Below are 1,509 nucleotides of genomic sequence, written 5' to 3' on the forward strand. Positions count from 1 at the left end.
GGCATGGAAGCCGCAACCCAGGTGCGCAGGCGGGATCGCGAGGAACGGGACCGGACCCGGGCGCGGTTCGCAGCACTGTTGACGGCGACGGCCGAGGCGAACGGGGTGCTGCGTGCGGTCACGCATGGGGTACTGGAAGCGCTCGGGTTCCACCGACACCACCGCGGGGAGTGGCGCATGAAACGGCAGTTGCAAGAACTGCGGGACACGCTGGCGAACCTGAAAGAGCGCGTCGAGAAGCGGAACCCACTGATCGAGTACCGCGCGCCGAGCAACGACGCGGAAGCGATCGAGCTGTTCGCCAAGGCCCGAACCGGCGACTCGGGCGCGAAGGCTCAGGTGGCGGCGCTGGTCCGGTCGCGGGGCTGGTCCAACTGGCTCGGGGATCTGGGGCGACAGGCCACGGTGCAACTGATCCGCACCGCTGCGGGCGACGATCCTGTGTGGGAAGCCGGGATCACCGAGAAGGTCGTCGCGCTCCGCGCCCAGGTGCTGGGCGACAACCCGACTGTGCTGGAGGAGTTGCTCGCGCGGCGGGTGATAAACGGGTGGCTCACCGTTCACGCGCTGGAACTGGAGCTGGCGGTGCGCCCGCCGACCCGTCCGCAGGACCGTGAGCACCTCGACCGGATGCTGACACGCGCGCAGAAGCGGTTCACCGATGCGGTCCGCGAACTGGCAAAGGTGCGGCAACTCAAGGCCCCCGCGATCCTGGCCCAACTGAACCTTGCCGCCAATCAAACCGTCGTGAACGGAGCCGCGCCCGGCGAGGTGCCGGCGCCCGTACCCGGCACCCCGTCCTCGTCTCAGCCGGGTTTGGCGCCAGCCGGGGCGATCCCTGAACCGAACTGAGGGCTTTACCGTGCCGTTCTCGAGCCCCGATCGAGCGAGGGATTACCAGCGCGAGTACCGGCGCACGCGCCGCGCCGGCGACGCGTGTACAACCCCGCGTACATCCGCAATCCCGATCACGTTCCGGCTCCAGACCGCGCAAGACGTGATCGACCTGCTGGAAGAGCAGGTCACCGCGGTCCGCGCGGATGAAGATGCGGGTACGCTGGAGAAGGCGCGAGCGGTCGGGTTCTTGGCCGGTGTGGCGCTGCGGGCGATCGAGGCCGGCAACGTCGCGGCCCGACTCGAGGCCCTGGAAGCGGCCTTGAAGCACCGCGCGGAGGGCACGCCGTGAACACCAAATCCCTCTCGAAGCATTACGGGACGCTGTCTGCGGCCGAACGGCTGTCGCTGCTGATGGCGGCCGGCGCGCGGGGCGACGACGTGGAGCACGCGCGGGTGGTGGCCGCGGCCCCGTGGGAAACGTGGCGCGTGCCGGACACGTTCGGCCGGGCGCTCGCTTTTCTGGCCGTGTTCGGTCAGCACCGGATGGAGCGGCTCGAGTTGGCCGCGCTGTTCTTCAAAACGTCCGCGCTGGCCGATTCTGCGACCGAGCCGTTGGCGACGCGACTGCGGGACGCGGCGCGACTGTACGGGTATCTGGTCCGGGTTCACGGC

General features: G+C 69.6%; 3 protein-coding genes. All 3 read left to right on the top strand.

Translation table 11 applies throughout. From position 1 onward, the window contains the following. On the top strand, positions 1-852 hold an 852-nt coding region (locus R5W23_RS08165; RefSeq protein WP_320685906.1), incomplete at its 5' end, for a hypothetical protein. Between the two features lie 10 nt (positions 853-862). Further along, positions 863-1,186 carry a hypothetical protein gene (locus tag R5W23_RS08170; protein WP_320685907.1) on the top strand — a complete coding sequence of 108 codons (324 nt, stop codon included), beginning with the start codon at positions 863-865 and terminating at the stop codon, positions 1,184-1,186. Continuing rightward, positions 1,183-1,509 (top strand): hypothetical protein (locus tag R5W23_RS08175; RefSeq protein ID WP_320685908.1); only part of this gene is annotated, 327 nt, incomplete at its 3' end. The genes R5W23_RS08170 and R5W23_RS08175, both read left to right, overlap by 4 nt.

Source organism: Gemmata algarum, from assembly GCF_034097035.1.
Classification (GTDB): Bacteria; Planctomycetota; Planctomycetia; order Gemmatales; family Gemmataceae; genus Gemmata; species Gemmata algarum.